The 20,718-nt window shown below is 59.9% G+C and carries 17 protein-coding genes; 11 read left to right on the top strand and 6 right to left on the bottom strand.

Annotated features, from left to right (window positions below; all coding sequences use genetic code 11):
• Positions 1-11: 11 nt before the first annotated feature.
• The 6 genes from ACYZT8_RS02940 to ACYZT8_RS02915 all read right to left on the bottom strand — a co-directional run bounded on the left by ACYZT8_RS02940 (position 12) and on the right by ACYZT8_RS02915 (position 6,677).
• On the bottom strand, positions 12-809 hold the full coding sequence (locus ACYZT8_RS02940) for a DUF4123 domain-containing protein (RefSeq protein ID WP_461979102.1): 798 nt from the start codon (positions 807-809) through the stop codon (positions 12-14).
• Positions 806-2,128 carry a contractile injection system protein, VgrG/Pvc8 family gene (locus tag ACYZT8_RS02935; RefSeq protein WP_461979100.1) on the bottom strand — a complete coding sequence of 441 codons (1,323 nt, stop codon included), beginning with the start codon at positions 2,126-2,128 and terminating at the stop codon, positions 806-808. The genes ACYZT8_RS02940 and ACYZT8_RS02935 overlap by 4 nt, the downstream gene beginning before the upstream one ends.
• A gap of 233 nt (positions 2,129-2,361) precedes the next feature.
• The gene (gene speA, locus ACYZT8_RS02930; protein WP_461979098.1) at positions 2,362-4,275 is read right to left on the bottom strand and encodes an arginine decarboxylase; all 1,914 of its coding nucleotides are present in this window, start codon (positions 4,273-4,275) and stop codon (positions 2,362-2,364) included.
• 223 nt (positions 4,276-4,498) lie between these two features.
• A complete protein-coding gene (locus ACYZT8_RS02925; protein WP_131058909.1) occupies positions 4,499-4,870 on the bottom strand; it encodes a translation initiation factor Sui1 in 372 nt (123 codons plus the stop codon).
• Positions 4,871-5,048: 178 nt separating this feature from the next.
• A complete protein-coding gene (locus tag ACYZT8_RS02920) occupies positions 5,049-5,606 on the bottom strand; it encodes an NUDIX hydrolase (protein ID WP_131058908.1) in 558 nt (185 codons plus the stop codon).
• 3 nt (positions 5,607-5,609) lie between these two features.
• Complete coding sequence (locus ACYZT8_RS02915; protein WP_461979096.1) at positions 5,610-6,677, bottom strand: DUF2333 family protein; 1,068 nt, start codon at positions 6,675-6,677, stop codon at positions 5,610-5,612.
• A 408-nt stretch (positions 6,678-7,085) separates the two neighbouring features.
• Between ACYZT8_RS02915 and gcbA the strand changes: the two genes are divergently transcribed.
• The 11 genes from gcbA (at position 7,086) to fis (ending at position 20,718) form a co-directional block, all read left to right on the top strand.
• Positions 7,086-8,756: a diguanylate cyclase GcbA gene (gcbA, locus tag ACYZT8_RS02910; RefSeq protein WP_461979094.1), complete on the top strand. Its 1,671-nt coding sequence runs from the start codon at positions 7,086-7,088 to the stop codon at positions 8,754-8,756.
• Between the two features lie 52 nt (positions 8,757-8,808).
• The gene (locus ACYZT8_RS02905) at positions 8,809-10,755 is read left to right on the top strand and encodes a methyl-accepting chemotaxis protein (RefSeq protein ID WP_461979092.1); all 1,947 of its coding nucleotides are present in this window, start codon (positions 8,809-8,811) and stop codon (positions 10,753-10,755) included.
• 190 nt (positions 10,756-10,945) lie between these two features.
• Positions 10,946-12,697: a protein-disulfide reductase DsbD gene (locus ACYZT8_RS02900; protein WP_461979090.1), complete on the top strand. Its 1,752-nt coding sequence runs from the start codon at positions 10,946-10,948 to the stop codon at positions 12,695-12,697.
• Positions 12,698-12,828: 131 nt separating this feature from the next.
• Positions 12,829-13,281 (top strand): type II 3-dehydroquinate dehydratase, encoded by a 453-nt coding sequence (gene aroQ / locus ACYZT8_RS02895; protein WP_109627783.1) that lies wholly within the window; start codon positions 12,829-12,831, stop codon positions 13,279-13,281.
• A gap of 46 nt (positions 13,282-13,327) precedes the next feature.
• Complete coding sequence (accB, locus tag ACYZT8_RS02890) at positions 13,328-13,789, top strand: acetyl-CoA carboxylase biotin carboxyl carrier protein (protein WP_054044024.1); 462 nt, start codon at positions 13,328-13,330, stop codon at positions 13,787-13,789.
• A gap of 17 nt (positions 13,790-13,806) precedes the next feature.
• Positions 13,807-15,165, top strand: a complete 1,359-nt coding sequence (gene accC, locus ACYZT8_RS02885) for an acetyl-CoA carboxylase biotin carboxylase subunit (RefSeq protein ID WP_131058899.1) — start codon at positions 13,807-13,809, stop codon at positions 15,163-15,165.
• Positions 15,166-15,321: 156 nt separating this feature from the next.
• Complete coding sequence (locus tag ACYZT8_RS02880) at positions 15,322-16,875, top strand: Fic family protein (RefSeq protein ID WP_461979087.1); 1,554 nt, start codon at positions 15,322-15,324, stop codon at positions 16,873-16,875.
• Positions 16,876-17,078: 203 nt separating this feature from the next.
• Positions 17,079-17,957, top strand: a complete 879-nt coding sequence (gene prmA, locus ACYZT8_RS02875) for a 50S ribosomal protein L11 methyltransferase (RefSeq protein ID WP_461979085.1) — start codon at positions 17,079-17,081, stop codon at positions 17,955-17,957.
• Between the two features lie 30 nt (positions 17,958-17,987).
• Entirely contained in the window at positions 17,988-19,205 is a 1,218-nt protein-coding gene (locus ACYZT8_RS02870; RefSeq protein ID WP_461979083.1) for a DUF3426 domain-containing protein, read from the top strand.
• 185 nt (positions 19,206-19,390) lie between these two features.
• On the top strand, positions 19,391-20,401 hold the full coding sequence (dusB, locus tag ACYZT8_RS02865; RefSeq protein ID WP_438659739.1) for a tRNA dihydrouridine synthase DusB: 1,011 nt from the start codon (positions 19,391-19,393) through the stop codon (positions 20,399-20,401).
• Complete coding sequence (gene fis / locus ACYZT8_RS02860; protein WP_007907419.1) at positions 20,398-20,718, top strand: DNA-binding transcriptional regulator Fis; 321 nt, start codon at positions 20,398-20,400, stop codon at positions 20,716-20,718. Before dusB ends, fis begins: the two co-directional genes overlap by 4 nt.

Raw genomic sequence — 20,718 nt, 5'->3', positions numbered from 1 at the left:
GAACCCTGAGTTCAGGTTTGACCGTTCTGCCACAGGTTGCGCAGACTATCGAGACGTTCCTGCTGGGTAACTCCCGGCAATGTCTGCACAGGCGTAGCGCCAGGGTACTGCAAGCGCAGCCATAACCAGCCATCGAGCACCGGGCGTTCGCTGAAACCCAGCGCCAACCCTTCCAGCAGGTGGGTCCACAGGCTGTGGTAATCGTTCCCGGTGGACCGGCTCCAATGCCAGGCATGCTGCTCAAGCAAGCAGGTTTGCAAAGAGTCCCGCTGACGAGGCGTCAGATTTTCCTCGATGGCCAACGGACTGACGGCAAGCCCCGGATTGAACAACTGCTGCCAGCCCTGACTGCCGATTGCCCGGTCGGCCCAGGTTCCGCCGAACCAGCGCAACTGACTGATCGGCCCCAGCCAGCGACTCAGTTCCAAGGCATCGCAGGCGTCGAAAAAGTAGCTCGCGGTGTGTGGATTGTAGTAACTCAACAACGCGCGGTGATGCAGGCCAAAGGTGACCGTGAGCATGCGGCGCAGGTGCTCGAGCAACTGCGCTGACGACGCCTCACTGACCAGCAACAAACCGCTCCAGATGTGCGGTTCGCGCAGGCACAACTCGGCCAGCGCCGGGCAGCCCTTGAGGTCAACCAAGACTGGCCCGTGTTCGCGTAACGGCTGAAATTCGGTGCCATCGAACAGTTGGAACCGTCGGGCCTGCGCAAACTGCTGGCGCAGTGCCGCCCCGCCCCGGGACTCCCCAGGCACATCGAGCAACAGCCATTGCGCGGTTGGGTCCGGCGCCTGGGCGACGATCATGCCGCACCGCTCTGGCCAAGCTGTGTAGCTGCCCGGCAAGTGCAGAAGGCTTGCGCGCAATGGCTGAAACTGCCCCCACCGGGCAACAGGCACAGCAGCACGAGCGGCTCGCTGGATTGCAACAAACGCAACAATCCGTCGACCGCAGTGTTTTCATCTGTCGCCGCGGCGGATGGAAGCTCGGGCAAGCCTGGCGCTTGGGTGAAGGGTGGGCCGGGAAGGAATCCGGTGATTAAGGGTTGATCCGGATCACCTTCGATAAAGCTCACCAGCACCTGCGCACCTTCACTCAACGGCATAATGTGCGTGCCGTCCAGCTCCGGCGACAACGGCAACCAGCAGTGGCTGGGCGCAGCGCCTTCGCCCTGATAGACCCAGTCAAATTGCACGGCAACAGGCCTGGATGAATCGGGTTGCGGCTCATCGACGTCGACCACCCAGGCCTGCTGCAGGCTGTGCATCCGGGGTTTCATGGCCGAATGAGGCGCCGCGAAAGGAAGCGCCCCGGCAACAGCGCGAATCTGGTTGCCGTAAGCAAAACCCGGCGTCTGCCCGCCCTGATGCTCGACATGGGTCAGCAACCAGAGACGATTCCAGTCGGAGCACGGATGGCCGGATAGCAGAACGCGTTGACCGCTGCGCAGCGTCATCAGGTTCGTCTGACCTACGCCAGCCTGCGTCTTGCCTTCAACCTTGAACTGCTGCAAGCCAAGCTGTTCGGTGTCGGGCTCAAAGACCATCTCGGCTCCCCGCTGAAACTGTCCCTGCCCGTCACCAAAAACCAGACAGTGCCCGCCCCGGCGATGCTCGAAGTGGTAGTGAAGCTGTTCCTGAGTACACAGACGCTGAAGAAACTGCAGATCCGATTCCCGGTATTGCGTGCAGAAATCACGGGGCGGGTAATCGCCGCTCAAATCAAAGCGCCGATCCTTGCCGGCAATGCCATGCTCTTTGAGCACCTGGGAGAGGATCTCGGGTACAGAACGGTTGCTGAAGATGCGCTGGCTGAAACGCTGGGCCAGGCAGGCCAGTTTCGGCCTCAGACGCACACGACAAAGCCTCGGGGCAGCGCCATGGCCAGCCTGGACGAGCTCATGCAGCTGTCCGTGAAAACCGGTCCCCGGCGGCCCTAGATGCAAAAAGGCCGGGCGGTACAGCAGGCTTGCCAGGTCCAATGTCGGGTCATCGATCAGCAGATCAATGTCGAACACGAAGGGTTCGCTGATCGCTTCACTGCCGGTAAAGGCCAAGACCTCAACGGGGTCGGGCAGACCCTCTACATCCAGACGAAATGACAGCTCGTTGACTGGATCGAACATCGGCGATTCTCTACAGGAGGGGCGGCCGGGGATTCTCTCTGAGAGAGTTGGCCGAGTAGAGTGCCGAAGTACAACTTAGGAAATGACCTACGCGAAAAGAGGACCACATCGCTTGGATAGACGGGGATGTGAGTCATTTCGCTTGAAATCAGGGAAGCGTCCCACCAAGTCATCTGAAATTTCCGAAGCGTGCGGAACATTTTCAGACAACCTGATGAGAGCAGTGCCTTACCTCAAGACGACAGGTAAGACGAACGGGTCAGGCCCAGGCGCAGAGCGTCGAGGAACTGGGTGCGTTCGGCGGCAGTGATGCGGGCACTCGCGCACTTGTCGCGGTAGTGGGTCATCAGCTCTTCCGGCGACAAGTGCACGTAACGCAGCATGTCTTCGATGGTGTCGTGGGTTTCGATACCGGCGTGGTACACGCTGCCGTCGGCGTTCTGGTAGATGTTCACCGAGTCGGTGTCACCGAACAGGTTGTGCATGTCGCCGAGGATTTCCTGATAGGCACCGACCAGGAAGATGCCCAGCAGGTAGTCTTCGCCTTCGTTCAAACCGTGTACCGGCAGGCTGGTTTCGATGCTTTGTTCGTCGACGTATTGCTTAATCTTGCCGTCGGAGTCGCAGGTCAGATCCTGCAGAACGGCGCGGCGCAGCGGCTCTTCATCGAGGCGGTGCAGCGGCAGGATCGGCAGCACCTGGCCGATAGCCCAGGTATCCGGCAGGCTCTGGAATACCGAGAAATTGCAGATGTACTTGTCGGCAAGCTTGTCGTTGAGTTCGTCGAGCACCTGACGGTGCGAACGCTGACGGGCCTTCAACGAGTTATGCAGGCGACGGCACACGGCGAAATAGCATTGCTCGGCCAGGGCTTTTTCCGCCAGGGTCAGCTTGCCATCGGCGTACTGGGTGGCCACGTCGCTCATGTAGTGCGTCGCGCGCCAGTAGGTTTCGGTGACCATCTCGATGTCGGTCGGGCCCAGCAGGTCAACCAGCCATTGCACGGTTTCCGGCAGTTCTTCCTTGTTCTCGATCTGCGGCACGTCGTCGTTGTGTTTCTCGACGTCGGTCACTTGCACCACGAGCATGGCGTGGTGAGCGGTCAGCGAGCGGCCGCTTTCGGAGAAGATGTTCGGGTGCGGCAGGTTCTGCGCGTCGCAGAACTCCTTGAGCATCCCGACCACGACACCGGCGTAATCGTCCATGTCGTAGTTGATCGAACTGGCGTTACGCGAGTGCGTACCGTCGTAGTCGACGCCCAGACCGCCACCGACGTCGATGTGGTCAACCGGCAAGCCGAGGTTGCGCAGTTCGCCGTAGTAACGAATCGCTTCCTTGAATCCGTGCTGGTAGTCCGCCAGGTTGGCGATCTGCGAACCCATGTGGAAGTGCAGCAAGCGGATGCCCTGATCCAGGCCGGCCGCGCGGAAACGCTCGACCACCGACAGCAACTGCGCCGCCGACAGACCGAACTTGGATTTCTCGCCGCCGGTGTCCGCCCACTTCGACGAAGCCAGCGACGACAGACGCACGCGTAAACCAACCTGCGGCTTGACCTTGAGCGAGGCCGCTTCTTCGATCACCAGGGCGACTTCGGATTCTTTCTCGATCACGATGAACACGTTGTGGCCGAGTTTCTGGCCCATCAGCGCCAAGCGGATGAACTCGCGGTCCTTGTAACCGTTGCACACGATGGTGCCGCCCTTCGGCGCCAGGGCCAATACGGCCAGCAGTTCAGGCTTGGAGCCGGCTTCCAGACCGATGGAAACGTCCTGGGTGGCGATGATGTTTTCGATCACCGCTTCTTGCTGGTTCACCTTGATCGGGTACAGCGCGGTGTACTTGCTCTGGTATTCCAGGCGCTCGATGTTGGCGTCGAACGCACCGGTCAGCTGACGCACGCGGTCTTGCAGAATGTCCGGGAAGCGCACCAGCAATGGCAAGGACAGGCCGCTTTGGCGCAGCTGGTCGACTTGCTCGAAAAGGTCGATAGGCGAACTGGTCGGACCGTTCGGACGAACTTCGACGCGACCGGCGTCATTGATCGCGAAATACCCGGCCCCCCAATGGCGAATCCCGTAAACGCTGCGGCTGTCCGCAACTGTCCATTGGCTGCCATCGTCTTTGCGTGTGCGTCGTACGGACATTGAAGTCCCCTATAAAGAAGTCATAGAGCGTCGCCTGGGTTCAGGCCGGCGCAGTCTAAAGAATGAAAATGACGATTAGCCTGCATGCAAGGGCCATAGACCTCACATTCAGCGCTGAGTTTAGAAACCGGTCAGAACAGGCTCTGTGAAAACCATGTAGACGACGCCAGGCCAGAGTTGAATCGGGACTGGATCAAGCCGAGGGTGGTTTTCACAGAGGCTGCTAGCCGCCGGATTTCTTCGCTTTGAAACCCAGCTTGATCAGTTCAGCCAAGAGTAGCTCGACATGATCGCCCTGGATTTCGATGATTGCGTCTTTCAACGCTCCCCCGGTCCCACAACGTTTCTTCAACGTGGTGGCCAGGTCCTTGAGCGCTTCTTCCGCCAACGGCACGCCAGTGATGGTGGTCACCGTCTTGCCGCCGCGACCCTTGCTTTCGCGACGCACGCGAGCGATGCCGTCGCCGGCCGGGATAACGGTCTGTTTGCAGATACAGGCGTCCACCGGTTTACTGCAATCGGGGCAATGACGACCTGCGTCGGTGGAAAATACCAAGCCACCAAGGGCGGCGAAGGATGCGGCTTTTTTGGCCACCGGCAATCCTCTTGGGAGGACAAAGACTGGTCGCAGCAACCTGGGCAGGTGCCATCGACCGCGAAGCCCCACTCAGGCAGGGGCAGCGCTACTGAGCCAGGTAATGTTGGCTCAGCTTGAAAAGGTCGCGCAGTGTAACGGCAAAAAGCCGACTTGCTAAGAGCCAATCGGCGCCAATTTATAGCTCTTTTGCGACGTTCTCGCCTCGGGCGCGCAGATAGCGCTTCAACGCGGCCAAAGAGTCCGGGCAATAAGGCTTTTGCTGAATTTCCAGGAGGACCTGATCGATGGGGATGAAGCGCGCTTCCAGCACCTCCTCCGGCTGCAGGATCAACGGGCCATCCCACACCGCCGAAAACGCCGAACACCAGAGGCGATTGCCGGTGTCCTCGAAGAAAAAGTGATCATGGGCAGTCAGTTCCACACCGCTCACACCCAGTTCTTCTTCCAGTTCACGTGCCGCCGATTCGGCATACGTCTCGGTGGCGAGCACCATGCCGCCCGCCGCCACGTCCCAGTAACCGGGGTAAATGGCCTTGCTCAGGGTTCGACGATGAACGCACAGTTCACCGGCCGAATTGAACAGCATGATGTAGGTGCCACGCCCGATCAGCCCGCGCTCGCGCAGGTCGGAACGGACCAGGGCACCGAGCAGGTTGTCCTGCTCGTCGACCCAGGCAATCTGTTCGGCATCCGAGGCCGCGCGGTGGGCAGCCTCTTTGGCGGTATCGACCATGACTCAGCCTTGATTGAGCAATTGACGCAGATCGATCACTGCGGCGTTGGCCCGGGAGATGTAGTTGGCCATGACCAGCGAGTGGTTGGCCAGAACGCCAAAGCCGCTGCCGTTGAGGATCATCGGGCTCCAGACCGGCTCTTGCGAAGCTTCCAGCTCACGAATGATCTGACGCACGCTGACCGTGGCGTTCTTCTTCGCGAGCACATCGGCGAAGTCGACTTCGATGGCGCGCAGCAGATGGGACAAGGCCCAAGCCTGACCGCGAGCTTCGTAGAACACGTTGTCGATCTGCATCCACGGGGTTTCGACGATTTCTTCATCGACCTGTGGCACCTGGCCCGGCGCCAGGACTTCAGTTTTCAGCGCGGTGTTGAGCTTGACCCGGCCAACGCTGGCCGACAGCCGTTGCGATAACGAGCCCAGACGGGTGCCGACATCGCCCAGCCAGTTGTTCAGGTTGTCGGCGCGGGCATAGAACAGAGCGCTCTTCTGACTCGGGTCGGACAGACGTGCCTGATAACGGCTCAGGGAATTGATGCCTTCCTGGTATTCGGACTCGCTGGAAGGCAGCACCCAGCTCTTGTTGTCGAAGTTGAAACGCGGCTCGGCCTTGGCCAGGTCGGCGTCTTCGGTGGACTGCGACTGGGAACGCGCAAAGTCTTTACGCATGGCACGACTCAGGTCGCGGACCTGGACCAGCACGCCATATTCCCAGCTCGGCGTATTGTCCATCCACAGGCCCGGCGGGAAACGGTCGTTGGAAATATAGCCACCTGGCTTGCTCAGCAAAGTACCGGCGACGGTCTTGAGGGTTTCCACCGTGGTGTACCCGATGACCATCTGCTTGCCTTCTTTCTCGGCAGCCGCTTGAGCATTTTGTTGAACCGGGAACAGCGCAGGCTCCTGGCTCCAATACCAACCCAGCGCAATCGCAACGAGCAGGTAAAGGGCAATCAGTGTGGCCAGCGCCCGGCTGAACAACAGCCCGCCAACGTAACTGCGGGCGGCCGATTTCGGTTCAGCGGCACGTTCAGGCGCGCTGCCCGCGCGATTCTTCCAGTCCAGCATGGCGATATCCTTTCAATCACTTGAGTTCATCGGTTCGACCACAACCCTACGCCATCGTGCCTCGTTTGCCACACAATCGCATCGTCGAGGCGCCACTATAAATGAAGCACACACCTTTGTAGCAGCTGGCGAAGCCTGCGTTCGGCTGCGCAGCAGTCGTAAAACCTGAGCGTGAGGTCTTTCTGAAACACCGTATCGACTGATTTCACGACTGCTTCGCAGCCGAACGCAGGCTACGCCAGCTGCTACATGATTGCGCACAGCGGCGAGCCTATGCGACCAGACAGTCAGAAACTGAATGATGCCGCTTTGCAGATTATTGACACACGACACTCATGGGATTGAAAAGAGGTGCTAGCATAGAGCCACCAGTCGATCTCAGCATGCACCCTAACTAGTAGTCAGGATATGACCGAGCCAGAAGACCCCAGCCGTGAGCGCCTCAAGCACCACTTTGCCCAGCGGGTAATTCATCAGGCACGTCAAATTCTTGAGATATGGCAGCGCCTGCAACGCAGCGAATGGTCCACCACCGATTTGTCCGAACTGAGCGAGGCCAACCTGCGCCTGCTGCGGTTTGCCGAGCGCTTCGAACAACCGGAACACACTCAGCTGGCGCGCCACATCGGTCTGTCGCTGGAGGCTGTCGATGCCAATCGCGGACGCCTGAGCAGCGGACTGATCACCGACCTCAATCGTTTGATGCAGCGCCTGTCGCGCACCGGCCTGCGCCACGGCGATCAACTCGATCAAACCTTTCTGCCACCGCTGCGCAAGCCCATCTACGTGATGCTGCAGGATCACGACCGCGCCGAACGCCTGGCCAAGCAGCTGGAATTTTTCGGGCTCAGCGCCCAGTCCCTGGACAGCGTTGCTGCGTTTCGCTCCTCGATGGTCGAGCGCCTTCCCGCGGCAATCGTCATGGACGTGGACTTCAGTGGCCCCGGCATCGGCTTGAAACTGGCCGCCGAGGCCCAGGAAGGTCTCGATCATCGACTGCCGCTTTTATTCTTCAGTTTGCTTGAAACCGATACCCCTACCCGCCTCGCCGCCGTGCGTGCCGGTGGCCAGGAATTCCTCACCGGCACCCTCGAAGCCTCAAGCCTGCTGGAGAAGATCGAAGTCCTGACCTGTGTCGCCCAGTACGAACCTTATAAAGTGCTGATCATCGACGACTCCCGCGCCCAGGCCTTGCACACCGAGCGCCTGCTGAACAGCGCCGGGATTGTCACGCGCACCTTGATCGATCCGATTCAGGCCATGGCCGAACTGGCGGACTTTCAGCCAGACCTGATCATCCTCGACATGTACATGCCGACCTGCACCGGTACTGAACTGGCCAAGGTGATCCGCCACAACGACCGCTACGTCAGCGTGCCGATCATTTACCTCTCGGCCGAAGACGATCTGGACAAGCAACTCGACGCCATGAGCGAAGGTGGCGACGACTTCCTGACCAAGCCGATCAAGCCGCGGCACCTGATCACCACCGTGCGCAACCGCGCGGCGCGGGCGCGCAATCTGAAAGCGCGGATGGTCCGCGACAGCCTGACCGGTTTGTACAACCACACCCACATTCTGCAATTGCTCGAGGACTGCAGCTTCCGCGCCCGCCGCGAGAGCAAGCCATTGAGTTTTGCGATGCTCGACATCGACCACTTCAAACGGGTCAACGACAGCCACGGCCACCCCATGGGTGACCGGGTCATCAAGAGTCTGGCGCTGTTCCTCAAGCAGCGGTTGCGCAAGACCGACTTCATTGGCCGCTACGGCGGTGAAGAATTCGCCATCGTCATGCCGGACACCGACCTCGAATCGGCGCACAAAGTGCTGGATGAAATCCGTCAGCGATTTGCCGAAATCCACTACCCGGCCCAACCTCAGGATCTGTGGTGTACGTTCAGCGCCGGGGTGGTGGAGCTGTGCGAACACTCCGACAGCCTGATGATGGCCAGCCAGGCAGACGAGGCGCTGTACCGCGCCAAGGACGGCGGACGTAACCGCGTGCAGGCCGCGCGGACGTCAAAGCAAAGTGCCACTTTTTCATCGGAATGGACCCATTCCGTCATAACCCTGTAACAGAAACGCAATAACTTCAGGCGCTTACCATTCTGCCGTTGGTAGACCCGCGATGCGCCTGAAGCTGCTGACCAATCTCAATACCCTCCTTTTAGTTGCCGTGTGCGTGGCCCTTGGCGCGACGCTCTGGTGGTCGCAAAAAGCCCTCGAACGCCCATACCTGTTGATGGAGCGTTACCTAGGGTTGTCCCAACAATTTCAAAATGAAGTGGCGCGCAACGTCGAGGACTACCTCGCCAGCGGCGATGCCCTGCGCCTGAGCAGCGCCAGCCAAGCCATCGAAAACCTGCAAAAGGAACTCGGCGAACTGCCGCCGGCCCTGGCCGACACGTTGCGCCCGAGCCTGTCGAACCTGAATGAATTCAGCAAAACCGACCTGCTGGCTGCCGGCAAACTCGCCGGTGACCCTCAAGCGCTGTTGCTGCAAGCCGAACGTGAACTGGGCGCCAGCCTCGACCAACTCAGCCAATACGCCAGCGGCAACGCGGCGTACCTCGCGCCCCTGCTCGCCGCATCCCAGCACTTGGGCAAACTGTCATTGGCCCGGGACAAACTGGTCAGCAGCGGTCGCAGTGAACTGGCCGCCGATGTCGAGCGCGAAGTCGCCAGCATCCGCGCGCAGTCTGAGCTGATTGGTGCGTTGCCACTGCTCGGCGTGGCTGCCAGCAGCGAAACCGGCACGGATGATTTCGCGGCGATGATGGGCCTGGAGAACACTGAAAAAGCCGTCGCCGAAGATGCCGGCGTCGGCCTCAAACGGGAACTCAACAGCCTGCTGACGCGCTATCCAGCCGAACTGGCGCGCACACGCGAGCAGATCCAGAAGCGCACCGACCTCAGCACCGCGACGCACCTGAAAATCGCCGACGTGCAGCAGGCCATCGCCGGACTGGAGCCGGTGGTCCGCGCCCAGCACGGGCAGATCCAGGGCGAAGTGCGCTTGATGCAGGGCGTGATGATCGGCCTGATTCTGCTGATCGCCCTGTTGATCGACACCTTGCAACGGAAGCTGGCCAGGACGCTGACCAACCTAGCCCCCGCCCTTTCGACCTGGGCCGAGGGTGATTTCAGCCAGGACATTCAACTGGGCAAAACCAATCGTGAACTGCACGACATTGAAGCGTCACTCAATCGCTTGCGCGCGTATCTGGTGGACCTGGTGGGGACCATTCGCCTCAATGCCGAACAGGTCGCCGGCAGCAGCCGCACTCTGGCCGAATTGAGCAATGACTTGCACAGCGGCGCCGAACACCAGGCTGGCGACACCGCGCTGATCCGCGATTCTCTCGGCGAACTGGAAGCCACGATCCAACAGGTCGCCGGCGATGCCAGCCAGGCAGCCGACGCCAGTCGCCATGCCGGATTGGCGGTTGAGCATGGCCAGAAAGTCATCGGCCTGAGCCTCACCGGCCTGCACGCGCTGGTGGGTGAAGTGCAAGGCAATGCACAGATGATCGAGCACCTGGCTGAAGAATCGGCGACCATCGGCGGCGTGTTGACGGTGATCCGCTCGATTGCCGACCAGACCAACCTGCTGGCCCTGAACGCCGCCATCGAAGCCGCCCGCGCCGGGGAGATGGGTCGCGGGTTTGCGGTGGTGGCGGAAGAGGTTCGCTCACTGGCGCAACGCACGGCCGGGGCCACGGCAGAAATCCAGACCCTGATCGCCGGCCTGCAAACCGCCGCGCGGCAATCGGTGGAAGGCATGCGCGCCCAGGTCGAACACGCCGAAGCCACGGCGAATCAGGCTCAGGCGGCCGACGGTGCACTGGATAAAATCGTCGGGGCGATCCAGACCATTTCCGACACCGCCGTGCGCATCGCCGATGTCACTGCGCAGCAGAGTGGGGCCGTCAGTGAGATCCGCGATCACAGCGAGCGGATTCATCAATTGGGTGGGGATAACTTGCTGCGCATCGGTGAAGGTCGCGTGCAAGGGGAGAATCTGCTGGTGTTGGGCGGGCGACTGCATACCGCCGTTCAAGCCTTCCGCGTTTGATGGCTTCCTGATGATCGTTCCCACGCTCTGCGTGGGAATGCTTCAGTGGACGCTCTGCGTCCGCTTTTGGGACGCGGAGCGTCCCGGGCTGCATTCCCACGCGGAGCGTGGGAACGATCAAAGACTCCTGGCCCTGCACACCCCTCGACTGTCCGCTATCATGCCCCCAATTCCGATACGCGAGATTGTCATGCGCCGTTTGCTCTGCCTGCTGCTTTTAATGCTCGCCCTGCCGGCCACCGCCGCCGGGTTGCTGGAGAGTCGGCCCAGTTCCACCTTGGGCTCGATCAACAACAGCGCCGACTTCCTGCCGGTGCGCGAGGCGTTTCAGCTGAGCCTGGTAGAAAGCACGCCGCAATCGATCAAGCTGCGTTTTGTCGCGACCGAGGGTTATTACCTCTATCGTCATCGCTTTCAGTTTCGCGCCGATCCGGCCGAGGTTGGCCTTGGCGCGGCGCAGTTACCCAAGGGCGAACAGAAGCACGATGAGTACTTTGGCGATGTCGAGGTCTATCACGGCATTCTCGACGTCGTAGTGCCGCGCACCGACCCGCGCGCCTTCACGTTGGCGGTGACCTATCAGGGCTGCGCCGACAAAGGCCTGTGTTATCCACCCGAAACCGAACGCCTGAACATTGATGGCATTGGCGCACCGACGCCCGCCACGACACAGAGTTGGAGCTGGCGCGAACTCGCCTTGTTCTTTCTCGCCGGTCTGGGCCTGACCTTCACCCCGTGCGTACTGCCGATGCTGCCGATCCTCTCCGGCGTAGTGTTGCGTGGTCAGGTCGGTGGTTTGCGCGGCTTCAACCTGTCGCTCGCTTACGTCTTGCCAATGGCCGCCTGTTTCGCCCTCCTGGGAGCATTGATGGGGATGTTCGGCGCTCAGCTCAACCTTCAGGCGCGCCTGCAATCGGCGTGGGTGCTGGTGCCGTTCGCGATGTTTTTTGCGGTGTTTGCCCTCGCGATGTTCGGCGTGTTCGAACTCAAATTGCCACAGGCCATCAGCAGTCGCCTGGACCGGATCGCCGGTCGCACCGAAGGCGGTTCGCTATGGGGCGCCGCGGTGCTGGGCGTGGTCTCCAGCCTGCTGGTGTCGCCCTGCGTTTCGGCACCGCTGGCCGGTGCGCTGCTTTACATCAGCGCCAGCGGCGATGCGCTGGGGGGCGGATTGAAACTGTTCATGCTCGGCCTCGGCATGGGCGCACCGCTGCTGCTCGTGGCCACCGGTGGCGCAGCCTGGCTGCCAAAAAGCGGGCCGTGGCTGGTCTACGTGAAAAACGCGATTGGCGTGTTGTTGCTGGGATTGGCGATCGGGCTGGTCAGTCGCGTATTGCCGGGCCAGATCACCTTGCTGCTGATCGGTTTGCTGGCCGGCGGCGTCGGCTTGTTCATGGGCGCGCTGGAATTCGTCTACAAACCTCCTCGAAAACGCCTCGGCCAACTGCTTGGGATGTTCCTGCTGTTTTACGCACTGGCCTGTTGGTTCGGAGCATTCAGCGGCCAGACCGACCCGCTCAACCCGATTGGTCAACCGCGCATTGTTGCCGGCAACGAACCGTCGCAAAACACCAGCGCCTGGCAAACCATCAGCACCCCGGCCGACCTCGATCGGGTCCTCGCCGATGCCAAGTCTTCTGGCACCCCGCTGCTGCTCGACTGGTACGCCGACTGGTGCATCAGCTGCAAAGTCATCGAGCGTGAAGTACTCAACGACGCCACCGTCGTCGAACGCCTGAAAGACTATCGCCTCGTGCGCTTCGACATCACCGCCAGCAATGCCGAGCAACGCGCACTGCTTGATCGCTACAAATTGTTCGGCCCTCCGGCCCTCATGTTTTTCGGCAAGGACGGTGTCGAACGCGCCGATGTGCGCGTGATTGGCGAGATCAGCGCGAAAGACTTCGCCGAACGTGTTGCGAAAGCAAATGACCGGATTTAATAACCCGGTCACATATTTCGCGCAAACATCGGCCATCGTGCTGGCTATTGCATAGAACTGGACAGTCACAAAGGCTTTGCGGCATAGTCGCCGGGTTCTGACAACTGCACACAGATAACAAGGAACAGCAGATGGCGACGCTATTAGTTCTGCACGGACCCAACCTGAACTTGCTCGGCACCCGCGAACCGGGCACCTATGGCGCTACGACGCTGGCGCAGATCAACCAGGACCTGGAACGCCGCGCCCGTGAAGCCGGCCACCATTTGCTGTACCTGCAAAGCAACGCCGAGTACGAATTGATTGACCGTATCCACGCCGCAAAAGGCGAAGGTGTGGACTTCATTCTGATCAACCCAGCAGCTTTTACGCACACAAGTGTCGCATTACGTGACGCGCTGCTGGCGGTGAGCATCCCATTCATCGAAGTGCATTTGTCTAACGTGCACAAACGCGAACCTTTCCGCCATCACTCTTACTTCTCCGACGTAGCGGTGGGAGTGATCTGCGGCCTTGGCGCCAGCGGTTATCGACTGGCCCTGGAGGCCGCCCTGGAACAGCTTGAAAGACCGGCAACGGCTTGAACAACAAGCGTAACGCCCCTGACCGACCCTTGGGAGTTGATGATTCATGGATATCCGTAAAGTTAAGAAACTGATCGAACTGCTGGAAGAGTCCGGCATCGACGAGCTCGAGATCAAGGAAGGCGAAGAGTCCGTACGCATCAGCCGTCACAGCAAAACCCCGGCTCAGCAGTACTACGCTCCTGCGCCAATGCACGCTCCGGCTCCAGCGCCTGTTGCTGCCGCCCCGGTTGCCGCTGCAGCGCCTGCCGCTCCGGCCGCGCCTGTTCTGAACGGCACCGTTGCCCGTTCGCCGATGGTTGGCACCTTCTATCGCAAGTCTTCGCCAAGCTCGCCGTCCTTCGTTGAAGTCGGCCAGACCGTGAAGAAAGGCGACACCCTGTGCATCGTCGAAGCCATGAAGATGATGAACCACATCGAAGCTGAAACCAGCGGTGTGATCGAATCCATCCTCGTCGAAGACGGCCAGCCGGTTGAGTACGACCAACCGCTGTTCACCATCGTTTGAACCGCGGAGAAACTTTGATGACTGCGAAGTTGGAAAAAGTTCTGATCGCCAACCGCGGTGAGATCGCCCTGCGAATCCTGCGCGCCTGCAAAGAGATGGGCATCAAGACCGTCGCCGTGTACTCCACGGCTGACAAAGAGCTGATGCACCTGGGCCTGGCGGACGAATCCGTCTGCATCGGTCCGGCCTCGGCGGCAAAGTCTTACCTGCATATCCCGGCAATCATCGCTGCGGCCGAAGTGACCGGCGCTACCGCCATTCACCCAGGCTACGGTTTCCTTGCGGAAAACGCTGATTTCGCTGAACAGGTCGAGAACTCCGGCTTCGCGTTCATTGGCCCGAAAGCCGACACCATTCGCCTGATGGGCGACAAGGTTTCGGCCAAGCACGCCATGATCGCTGCTGGCGTTCCAACCGTTCCGGGTTCCGACGGCCCACTGCCTGAAGACGAAGAAACCGCTCTGCGCATCGGTCGCGAAGTCGGTTACCCGGTGATCATCAAAGCCGCTGGCGGCGGTGGTGGTCGCGGCATGCGCGTTGTGCATAAAGAAGAAGACCTGATCTCCTTCGCAAAACTGACCCGCACCGAAGCGGGCGCAGCGTTCGGCAACCCGATGGTCTATCTGGAAAAATTCCTGACTAACCCACGCCACGTGGAAGTCCAGGTGCTTTCCGATGGCCAGGGCCACGCCATCCATCTGGGCGACCGCGATTGCTCGCTGCAACGTCGTCACCAGAAGGTTCTCGAAGAAGCGCCGGCACCGGGCATCGACGAGAAGGCTCGCGCGGAAGTCCTCGCACGCTGCGTCAAGGCGTGCATCGACATCAACTACCGTGGCGCGGGTACTTTCGAGTTCCTGTACGAGAACGGCGCGTTCTATTTCATCGAAATGAACACCCGCGTTCAGGTTGAGCACCCGGTTTCGGAAATGGTTACCGGCATCGACATCGTCAAGGAGATGCTCAGCATCGCCGCTGGCAACAAATTGTCGTACACCCAGGAAGACGTGGTTATCCGCGGTCATGCACTGGAATGCCGAATCAACGCCGAAGACCCGAAAACCTTCATGCCGAGCCCAGGCACGGTCAAGCATTTCCACGCGCCAGGTGGCAACGGCGTTCGCGTCGATTCCCACCTGTACAGTGGCTATGCTGTTCCGCCGAACTACGATTCGTTGATCGGCAAGCTGATCACCTACGGCGCAACCCGTGACGAAGCGCTGGCGCGCATGCGCAATGCGCTGGACGAAATCGTTGTCGACGGGATCAAGACCAACATCCCGCTGCACCGCGATCTGGTCCGCGATGAAGGCTTCTGCAAAGGTGGAATCAACATCCACTACCTGGAACACAAGCTGGCTGGCGACAAGCACTAAGCTTTAGCCCGATCAACAAAGCCGCCCTCGGGCGGCTTTGTTGTTTCTGGAGGTTTCATCCGCACCCGGAGGGGCTTAGATGACAGGTGCCAGCCAATCCGAGCTGACTATAATCGCCCACTAATCAACGCCACGTTGACGAACCAGAGCCTGCCGATGCCTCAAAAATTGCCTATCAATCTCAACGACCTCCTGCGTCAACGGACAGTCGAAGGCGAGCGAATCGAATACAAAGCGGGTTGGAATCCTGACCCGATCATTCGCACGCTGTGCGCGTTCGCCAACGACTTTGAAAACCTGGGCGGCGGGTACGTAGTAATTGGGCAGGACTGCGATGCCAACGGTCAGCCGATCTTTCCTCCGTGTGGCATTGCCGACAACATCCTCGACAAAATACAGCTCGAACTGCTGGCCGCTTGCCAATCAATTCAGCCCGCCTACTTTCCAGTATTGAGTGTGGAAGAGGTCGAAGGCTGCAAGTTAATCGTACTGTGGGCACCGGGCGGGCAAAATCGCCCCTACAAAGCCCCTTGCGCAGTGACCGCCAAACACAGAAGCCTTCACTACTACATCCGTCGCTACAGCAGCACGGTAGAGGCCAAGGGAGAAACCGAACAGGAACTCTTGAGCCTTGCTGCCAAGGTTCCATTCGATGACCGCTTCAACCTGAGTGCCCGTGCCGGCGATCTATCCAAACTGTTGATGCATAGCTTCCTGCAAGAAATTGGCAGTGCACTCGCAGACGATGCAGACAACCTGTCAATCGAGGCACTGGGCCGTCAAATGAACATCGTGGGCGGCCCGATCGAATCGCCGTGGCCCAAGAATGTGGGACTGATGTTTTTCAGTGATACCCCCGAGCAGTTCTTTCCCGGAACACAAATTGATGTGCTGTGGTTCCCCGAAGGCGCAGATGGCGACCGCTTTGACGAAAAAATCTTTAAAGGTCCTCTGGCCACCATTACCCGCGAGGCCTTGGGCTATATCCAGCGCAATTTTCTGCATGAAACAGTGATCAAACACCCAGATCGTGCCGAGTCCACACGAGTCTGGAACTTCCCGTTTACTGCGATTGAAGAGGCATTGGTCAATGCGGTTTATCACCGCTCCTATGAGGAGCGCGAGCCCATCGAGGTCCGCATCAGTCAGGAAGAGTTGGTGATATTGAGCTTTCCCGGACCAGACCGTTCGATTCGAATGGAGGACCTGCGCTTGGGCCGCGCGGTAAGCCGTCGCTACCGTAACAGGCGAATTGGTGAGTTTCTGAAAGAACTGGATCTGACTGAAGGCCGTTCGACGGGCATTCCAAAAATCCTCAAGGTCATGGCCGCGAATGGCTCACCTGCGCCGCTGTTTGAAACCGACGACGAGCGTATTTCTTACGTCGTACGGCTGCCCGCACACCCGCAAACGCAAAGAACAGAAATTGCGACTGGGAAAACCACCATGGAAGTCACCATGGAAGTCACCATGGAAGTCGCTGCCCTGCTGAAAGTCGTTGATGGTGAAATGAGCAGGCAAGAATTACAAACCGCCATGACTCTTAAAAACGCCGACCACTTCCGCAAGGCTTACATATTGCCGGCCATCGCTGCCGAGGTCCTTGAAATGACATTGCCCGGACAACCTAAAAGCCGACTGCAACGGTATCGCCTGACCAGCAAAGGCCTGCAATGGCTCAAAGCCAATCATGCAATGAATCCGTATTGAGATGTGACCCAGGCCAACAAAAGCTACTTTCCAGTGGCTTTGTTGTTTCTGGAGGTTTCATCCAACCTGTCGCCATGCCCCTGTGTGAGCAAGCTCGCTCACACCGGTACAGCGGACTCCCACAAAACCTCCGCGCTCGCGTAAACTTGCGCGCTTCTCGCAGCCCGCTAGGCTGCAATCAATATTTTTCAAAGGTGCCCGCCATGCCTTGGCTGCAAGTCCGTCTCGCCATCAGCCCAGAACAAGCCGAAACCTACGAAGACGCTTTCCTTGAAGTGGGCGCCGTGTCGGTGACCTTCATGGACGCCGAAGACCAGCCGATCTTCGAGCCGGAACTCAACACCACGCCGCTGTGGTCGCACACGCACCTGCTGGCCCTGTTCGAAGGTGGCACCGAAGCCGCCAGCGTACTGGCCCATCTTGAACTGCTGACCGGCAGCCCGCTGCCCGAGCATCACAGCGAAGTCATCGAAGACCAGGACTGGGAACGCAGCTGGATGGACGATTTCCAGCCAATGCGCTTTGGTCAACGCCTGTGGATCGTTCCAAGCTGGCACGCTGCCCCTGAACCCGACGCCGTGAACATTCTGCTGGACCCGGGCCTGGCGTTTGGCACCGGCACCCACCCGACCACCGCGCTGTGTCTGGAATGGCTCGACGGTCAGGACCTCAAAGGCTGCAACGTCCTCGACTTCGGTTGCGGCTCGGGGATTCTGGCGATTGCCGCCCTGCTGCTGGGCGCCAAGGAAGCTGTCGGCACCGACATCGATGTGCAGGCACTGGAAGCGTCCCGCGACAACGCCGGGCGCAACAACATTGCCGAAGCCCTCTTCCCGCTGTACCTGCCGGAAGACCTGCCGCAGGTTCAGGCCGATGTGCTGGTGGCCAACATTCTTGCCGGTCCGCTGGTTTCCCTGGCGCCGCAATTGTCCAGCCTGGTCAAACCCGGTGGTCGTCTGGCGCTGTCGGGCATCCTCGCCGAGCAAGGTGAAGACGTCGCCAAAGCCTACGCTAAAGACTTCGATCTGGACCCGATCGCCAATCGCGATGGCTGGGTGCGTATCACTGGCCGTCGGCGCTAGAATGAGCGCCTGCATAAACCGGATCGCCGCATGACCGACAGCTTCGTCACCCAGTGCCCGCATTGCCAAACCAGTTTCCGCGTCAGCCATGCTCAATTGAGCGTGGCCCGCGGAGTGGTTCGTTGCGGCTCGTGCTTGCAGGTGTTCAACGCCGCCAAGCAGCTGCTTGAGCAACGGGCCGACAAGGACGCGGTCAAACCGGTCGCCCCGGCCATTGTCGAACCGCCAGCACAGCGCGCCATCAGCCAAAAGCAATGGTCCGCCACCGAACTGGACCTGGACAGCCTGGACCTGGACGAAGAACTCGCCCGGCTCGAACAGCGGGAAATCCAGCCGACCACGGAATTCGGCCGGCATCGCGAAAACGGTCTCAGTGCTCGCCGCGACTCTGTCGAGCACGACGATGAACCCTGGTCCGACAGCCTCTTCAGCGAATCGGCAGCTGATCGCGCCCAGGCGGTCGAAGCCGACCCACCGGAAACGCAGACAGAACCGGGCAAGCACTCGCGCACTGAACCTTCGTTCTCGCTGGAACCGGTTGATCTGGACGAAGAGCCCCAGGTGCCGCAACTGCGCCTGAATGATCCGCTCGACATGCCTCTGCACCATGATCGCCTGTCGGCAACCGATGCACCTGACGACGACCTGCCCCCGATTGTCCCCTTGCGCAAGCGACACGAACGCAGTGAGGCAACCGAGCGTGCCGACGCCTTGCAGGACCTGACCGACGATCCGCTGCAACTCGATTGGCAAAGACGTCGCTCCCCCTGGGGCCGACGGCTTTTCTGGCTGCTGCTGGTGCTGCTCGGTGCCGCCGCACTCGCCGGTCAATACATCGCTTATCATTTCGACGAACTGGCCCGTCAGGACCAGTACCGCCCATGGTTCCAGCAACTGTGCCCGCAACTCGGTTGCACGGTGCCATCCAAAGTTGATATCGCGAAAATAAAAAGCAGCAACCTGGTGGTCCGCAGCCACCCGGAGTTCAACGGCGCCCTGGTGGTCGATGCGATCATCTACAACCGTGCACCCTTCTCCCAGCCCTTCCCGCTGCTGGAACTGCGTTTCGCCGACCTTAATGGCCACCTGATCGCCAGCCGTCGCTTCAAGCCCGGCGAGTACCTCAACGGCGACCTCGAAGGCATGGCGGAGATGCCGCCGCAAACGCCGATACACATCGCACTGGATATCCTCGATCCAGGCGCCAAAGCGGTGAATTACAGCCTGAGCTTCCATTCGCCCGAGTGAAACGGTTCAGTGCTACGGCGTTGACGGCATATTTCTGACTTTGACCGCTCATACCAAACCGCTGGCGATAACAGAATTACTGTTCAGATTTTGTTCAATTCAGCCTTTATCCAGTCATCGAGAGCGGGTATCATGCCAACCCTTTTTCGAACTCTCATGATCCGGCCCCACAACAGGGAAGTCCTATGTCGGCGGTACGCATCGGTCCATATACATTGCACAACGGCTTGATTCTCGCCCCCATGGCGGGCGTCACCGACCAGCCCTTTCGTCAGCTGTGCAAGCGACTGGGCGCAGGGCTTGTAGTCTCGGAAATGGTCACCAGCGACATGAGTTTGTGGAACACCCGCAAATCGCGGATGCGCATGATCCACGAAGGTGATCCCGAGCCACGCTCGGTACAGATCGCCGGGGGTGATGCACAGATGCTGGCGGATGCGGCCCGGGCCAACGTCGAACTGGGCGCACAGATTATTGACATCAACATGGGCTGTCCGGCGAAGAAGGTCTGCAACAAGGCCGCCGGTTCCGCCCTGTTGAAGGATGAAGCATTGGTGACCGAGATCCTGCAGGCCGTGGTGGCTGCGGTTGATGTGCCGGTCACCTTGAAGATCCGTACCGGCTGGGACCGGGACAACAAGAACGGCCTGACGGTGGCGAAGATCGCCGAGCAGGCAGGCATTACGGCGTTGGCGGTCCATGGCCGCACCCGTGCCGATCTGTACACCGGTGAAGCCGAGTACGACACCATCGCCGCGATCAAGCAGGCGGTGTCGATTCCGGTCTTCGCCAATGGCGATATCGATTCACCCGAGAAGGCCCGGTACGTGCTCGACGCGACTGGTGCCGATGGCCTGTTGGTAGGCCGGGCTGCCCAGGGGCGGCCATGGATTTTTCGCGAGATCGATCATTTCCTGCGTACCGGCGAGAAACTCCCGGCGCTGGAACTGATCGAGGTGGAACGCATTCTGCTAGAGCATCTGGCTGCGCTGCACGTCTTCTATGGAGACGTCATGGGCGTCCGTATCGCTCGAAAGCATGTGGGCTGGTATCTCGCAACCTTGCCGGGCGCCAGGGAGTTTCGCGCCCACTTCAATCGTTTGGAAGATACGGAAGCACAATGCGCCAACGTTCAGGGCTTCTTCGCCGAACGTTATAAGAGCCTGACAGGGGACGAAGACGAGGTGGCCGCATGACGATGATGACCGAGACTTTAGTGAGTGGAACAACACCCGTGAGCGACAACGTGAATTTGAAACAGCACCTCAATACGCCGAGCGAAGAAGGTCAGACCCTTCGCGGGAGTGTCGAGAAGGCGCTGCACAATTATTTCGCCCACCTTGAGGGCGCTGCCGTCACGGATGTGTACAACCTGGTGCTCTCCGAAGTCGAGGCGCCCCTGCTCGAGTGCGTGATGAACTACGTCAAGGGCAACCAGACCAAGGCCAGCGAGCTGCTCGGGCTGAACCGAGGCACGCTGCGCAAGAAACTCAAGCAGTACGATTTGCTGTAA

It is taken from the genome of Pseudomonas sp. LB3P93 (assembly GCF_054898025.1).
This window is presented reverse-complemented; position numbering and strand designations above follow the sequence as displayed.